6 protein-coding genes are annotated in these 4,696 nt (G+C 45.4%); all 6 read right to left on the reverse strand.

Annotated elements, in window-relative coordinates; all coding sequences use genetic code 11:
• Positions 1-788: DnaB-like helicase N-terminal domain-containing protein (locus A3763_RS12705; RefSeq protein WP_304440811.1), on the reverse strand; the 788-nt coding region annotated here is incomplete at its 3' end.
• 177 nt (positions 789-965) lie between these two features.
• A complete protein-coding gene (gene rplI, locus A3763_RS12710) occupies positions 966-1,412 on the reverse strand; it encodes a 50S ribosomal protein L9 (protein WP_068511437.1) in 447 nt (148 codons plus the stop codon).
• A gap of 69 nt (positions 1,413-1,481) precedes the next feature.
• On the reverse strand, positions 1,482-2,339 hold the full coding sequence (locus A3763_RS12715) for a hypothetical protein (RefSeq protein ID WP_068511439.1): 858 nt from the start codon (positions 2,337-2,339) through the stop codon (positions 1,482-1,484).
• 73 nt (positions 2,340-2,412) lie between these two features.
• Positions 2,413-2,643 (reverse strand): 30S ribosomal protein S18, encoded by a 231-nt coding sequence (gene rpsR / locus A3763_RS12720; RefSeq protein WP_068511441.1) that lies wholly within the window; start codon positions 2,641-2,643, stop codon positions 2,413-2,415.
• 20 nt (positions 2,644-2,663) lie between these two features.
• Positions 2,664-3,104 (reverse strand): 30S ribosomal protein S6, encoded by a 441-nt coding sequence (rpsF, locus tag A3763_RS12725; protein WP_068511443.1) that lies wholly within the window; start codon positions 3,102-3,104, stop codon positions 2,664-2,666.
• Between the two features lie 210 nt (positions 3,105-3,314).
• Positions 3,315-4,696: tRNA lysidine(34) synthetase TilS (gene tilS, locus A3763_RS12730; RefSeq protein WP_231872190.1), on the reverse strand; the 1,382-nt coding region annotated here is incomplete at its 5' end.

The raw sequence follows: 4,696 nt of genomic DNA on the forward strand, positions 1-4,696 counted from the left end.
ATAACACGCATTAGTATTGAGTCAGCCGGCATTTCCATACTAAATACTAATACAGGCTTCTCTGCTTTAATTAAGGCGGCCTCAACCAGGTTCATTGCAAAGGCCGTTTTCCCCATCGAAGGTCGAGCCGCAACGATAACCAGGTCCGAAGGCTGAAGACCGGAGGTCATCTCATCCAGGTCTCTAAAACCCGTCGTGACACCGGTAATACCACCCGAGGCATTAAACAGCTCATCAATACGTTCTAGCGTCTTGGTTAGGATAGGGTTTACTGATTGAGGCCCTTCACTGTCTTTCCCACCACTATTCTCAGCGATCTGGAAAACCTTCCTTTCAGCCTCATCTAGAAGCTCTGAGGTTGTCCGCCCCTGGGGGTTAAAAGCACTGTCTGTAATTTCTCCCGAGGCACTTATTAATCGTCTAAGTACTGCTCGCTCATGAACGATTTCTGCATAGGCCCTAACGTTAGAAGCGCTTGGCGTGCGCTCGACGAGCTGCCCCAGATAAACCATACCGCCAGCATTTTCGAGCTCGCCCATTTGTTCAAGCTCTTCAGCAACCGTCACTACATCTAGAGCATTACCACCCGTCGCTAACTTAGCAATTACTCGATAAACCAAACGATGATCTTGACGATAGAAATCCTCTTCCAGGACTTTGTCACCGACTACATCCCACTTACTGTTGTCCAGCATCAAGCCACCCAGTATTGACTGTTCCGCTTCGATTGAGTGGGGAGGTATTTTTAGTTTCTGTGTATCCTGATCAAGTACTGACAAGACTCTCACCTCTGATAGATCATAAAAGTGCAATGCTTAGTTTTGTAGAGCATAAATGAATACGGCCCGAAATATAATATATATTCGGGCCGTATCAGAGAGTAATTTATATTTTCAAATCACTCTACCATGGCAACGTTTCTTACCATGTTTAGTCAAAGCTATCTGACTACTTATTTCAGAAGCTTATTCCGCAACAATGATCAATTTAATGATCGCTGTTACTTCACTGTGCAATTGAATCGCAACATCAAACTCACCAACGTTACGAATCGCACCTTCAGGAAGACGAACTTCTGATTTAGCAACTTCAACGCCAGCAGCCGTTACTGCATCCGCAACATCGCGAACACCAATTGAACCGAATAACTTACCTTCGTCACCCGCTTTGGAAACGATAGTTACTTCTTTCTCATTCAATTGCTCAGCACGCGCTTCAGCAGCAGCAAGCTTCTCAGCAGCAGCTTTTTCAAGCTCAGCACGACGTGCTTCAAACTCAGCAACATTTGCTTCATTTGCCGCTACAGCTTTACCGTATGGTAATAGGAAATTGCGACCGTAACCTGCCTTAACAGTTACCTTGTCACCCAAACCACCTAATTTTCCAACTTTCTCGAGTAGAATAACTTCCATCTCGTGATCCTCTATTTTCTAGATTTCTCAAATTAGTTTCATGTAACTAATCAGCGTTTCATGCTTTTACTATTCTGGCGCCTGCATTCTAGCTCTAAAGTCGACCAAACTATCTAGTAAGGCTAACAAAGCTATCAGCATCAATACAGTTGGAAACAGCAATATGGCCGAGAAATAAATGCCAATTAACCACTGCCCGCCAAGCTTTCGCTTCGCTATCACGGCATGCACCAAGGCAAAACCGCAAACCATAATCGGAACCACAGCGACTGCGATAACCAAGGCAGGACTCACGCCCAGCACAGGTAAGATCACAATCAACAAAACCAGGCCCATCACCATACGCGCAGTTAAGCGTATCTGGTGAAACTCCTCTCGCCAACCACCCGGGTTATACAAGCTTGCCTGCCAGGATCGCGCTAAAAACAGCGATATAACAGCCATCCCGAAAAAGGATGAAGCAAAGCTTGCTACCAGTAGCAATTTGAAACCTTCTTGTAAATTAGCATCGTATTCTTGCTGCGACTCTTCTGCGAGCTGCTTAAAGAACTCTTCAGCCAACCCCATTAGGGTTTCAATCAACTCTGGCATAAGATAAGGAGCAACAATGCCTGTAAGCAGGCTAATTACTCCTCCGGCAGCCAGAGTGGCTTGCCAGGAGACGGTTGATCTTAATATCGCTGCCATAAGCAGAACCGATATTAGAACCACCAGCGCTCCGGGATCTTGCATTCCAGACCACCATGCCAAAGCAGGAATAGTTGCCCAGATAAAAACATTAAGACCCTGACTCAAGCCCTTTCGCAAGGTAACCAACCCAACAATCGCCGCGCCGAACCAAAACATCATTGGTATCATTACGCTAACGCTTGCCAAAACTGCTGCTTGCCAAGGTCCTCGCATGGCTAACTTAGCTAAGTCATGCATCAGGATATTCTCAATTTATAGCTAATTAATTACTTTCAATAATCGTAAAACGATTAACAAACAATACCTGGTCTTATTCGTGGTGATTGTCTGTGTAAGGTAAAAGTGCCAAGTAACGAGCGCGCTTGATAGCAGTTGCTAGCTGACGCTGGTAACGAGCTTTTGTGCCAGTAATACGGCTTGGTACGATTTTACCAGTTTCTGTGACATAACCTTTCAAAGTGTCCAAATCTTTATAATCGATTTGTTTTACACCTTCAGACGTAAAGCGACAAAACTTACGACGACGAAAAAAGCGAGACATAGTCTTCTCCTAAAATTAAATTACTCTTCTGATGCCGCTTCGCTGTCACCAGCGCTTGCATCTTCAACTTTCTCTACAGATTCTTCAGAGCTTGACTCTTGTTCAGCTGGGCGCTTAGGCGCAGAGCGACGGTCATCTCTACCTTGAGAAGCTTTAATAGGAGATTCTTCAGTAATCGCTTCCTTCTGACGAATAACCAAATCACGAATGATGGCATCGTTAAAACGGAAGTTGTGCTCCAACTCACCCAAAGCATCGCCGCCACATTCGATATTCATCAAAATGTAGTGTGCCTTGTGGATTTTGTTGATTGGGTAAGCCAAGTGACGGCGACCCCAGTCTTCTAGACGGTGAACCTGGCCACCGCTATCTTTGATAACACCAGTATAACGTTCAATCATTCCTGGAACCTGTTCACTTTGATCAGGGTGCACCAAGAATACGATCTCGTAATGACGCATATTTTCTCCCTTCGGGTAATAGCCTTTTAATGTCGACCACATCGGCCGTTTAAAAAGCAAGGAGTTACAAGTACACGGTAAAGTCTATTCCTTCCATAAGAAAGGTATAAGCTCCCCGCAGATTTTAGAGCGCGATATTCTAGAGATAAAACCATCAAGGTGCAAGACCTTTGCAGTAAGTTCGAGACCTTATCGCCTAATGACTCACCATTAATACTTATTATTGAAGTAAACGCTTAGAACAGGAAGCCCGGACTCTGCATGAAAACCCGCACCTATCCACAAGTTTCCAATTGCCGCCAGTACACCATCAATATAAATCAAAGGATAAGTATCACGTCGCCAAGGAGGAATACCCGCTTCTTGAAAAAGGCTTTTAAGGCTACGCCCCGGCCCGTCAGGTCTAGTCCTGAGCGACTCCCCTCCAGCACGAGATTTTATCTGCAACTCAAAACCTGCCCCGGGCACGGCGAGCTGTATACGACCTGAATCAGCCTGCATGCTTACATCCCCACTTTCATAAGCACACGATATATTCTGAGCTGCAATTTCAACATTATAAACTTGACCACGCCGCTTAAATTGCCGAGTTTCGCTATAAGATTCACTGCCGCCCACAGGTTTACGCTGGCAATAAATTCCCCCTAGATAACGGCGCAATTCAAAACCTGACCATTGGACAATAGGATTAGCATCTGGCTTGGCTGAAATCAGCTCAGTAAAAACTCTTCCCAATATACGCTCTGAAGGCTGCGGGCAATCAAAGTTATCAATCCAAGCTCGTAACAAGATCTTCTGATCTCTCTCTCTATAAGATGATAAAACTGAGATATCGATGACTTTTTCACCCTGAGCGCGCTCAAGCAACAAGCCAGAATCAAATTGCTTTACACACCAATCATCAATAAAGCTTTGCGTTTCACTTGCTTTACACGCAACCTGCGCAAGAGCCTCGGTAGAATTTGGCCAACGCTGTTCAAGTAGAGGGAGAATTTCATTCCTCAGAAAGTTTCTATCAAAGACTGAATCACTATTGCTTTCATCCTCGACCCACTTCAGACCCAAACCTTCCGCTTCTAACTCTAAAGCCCTTCTCGAGACCTCAAGCAAAGGGCGATAAATAACAGTTCCACAAGACATAAGCCTGCTAGGCGGAATAGCCGATAAGCCCTTAACACCACTACCGCGCAATGCCCTAATCAACACCGTTTCAGCCTGATCGTTTTGATGATGACCCTGGAGCAACACATCACCATCATTTAGCAGCCTCTCGAAAACTTCGTAACGAGCCTTCCTGGCTGCGGCCTCTAGCCCTTCACCACTCGCAGTAACTGATACACGCTCTACATAGCAAGGAATAGATAGCTCCTGGCACACCTGCTGACAATGACGAGCCCAGTCGTCTGCGTTTTTACTAAGCCCATGATGAACATGTATTGCTGATAAAGCTAAGGAGGGGTTTAATAAACGAAAAGTATGCAAGAGCACGATAGAGTCCAAGCCACCACTCAAGGCAACAACATAGCGTTTGGACTCGGGCACTCTTTTTAATGCCTGCAAGATCACCGGGGAAACCTTCATCTCACTCACAG

Source organism: Oleiphilus sp. HI0128 (genome assembly GCF_001635365.1).

What these genes read in the sequence shown, in the direction of transcription:
- rplI (WP_068511437.1), bottom strand. Translation starts at nt 1,412, where the DNA reads ATGGAAGTTATTCTACTCGAGAAAGTTGGAAAATTAGGTGGTTTGGGT.
- A3763_RS12715 (WP_068511439.1), bottom strand. Translation starts at nt 2,339, where the DNA reads ATGCATGACTTAGCTAAGTTAGCCATGCGAGGACCTTGGCAAGCAGCA.
- rpsR (WP_068511441.1), bottom strand. Translation starts at nt 2,643, where the DNA reads ATGTCTCGCTTTTTTCGTCGTCGTAAGTTTTGTCGCTTTACGTCTGAA.
- rpsF (WP_068511443.1), bottom strand. Translation starts at nt 3,104, where the DNA reads ATGCGTCATTACGAGATCGTATTCTTGGTGCACCCTGATCAAAGTGAA.